The 504-nt window shown below is 35.3% G+C and carries 1 protein-coding gene; it reads left to right on the plus strand.

What is annotated here, in order from left to right; translation table 11 throughout:
* Positions 1-151: 151 nt before the first annotated feature.
* Positions 152-504 (plus strand): BON domain-containing protein (locus ACS8FC_RS21240; RefSeq protein WP_439298235.1); only part of this gene is annotated, 353 nt, incomplete at its 3' end.

Below are 504 nucleotides of genomic sequence, written 5' to 3' on the forward strand. Positions count from 1 at the left end.
ATTAACATTACTCAACATACTCTTACTATTCACGTTTGGTTCCTTTGTCTATACTCATCATGGTAAACAGTACAAAGCACGGTGATGTTAAACAGTACACCACCGAAAATAAATATGAATAATAAATAATAATATTTCAAGGAGAAGTTATATGGGTATGTTCAGTTTTGCAAAAGATATCGGTGATAAAATCTTTAATCGTGATGATGAAAAGCATGACGCTAAGACAGAAACCAAGGCAGACGCCAATACACCAGTGAAGAGCAGTGAGCCTTCAGCTCAATCAGTTGCTAACATTTTGCTACGTCGTATTCAGCAACAGAACCTAAATATCAGTAATTTAAAAATTAAATATAATGGTTCTACAGATACGGCAGAAATTAGCGGTAATGCTAAAACTCAAGCCGATCGTGAAAAAGCGATTATTGCTATTGGTAACGTACAAAACGTTGCTAAGGTTATCGACAATATTGATATCGAAGAAGATGCACCTGAGTCAACGAT

The sequence above is a fragment of the Psychrobacter sp. 1Y4 genome (assembly GCF_051847555.1).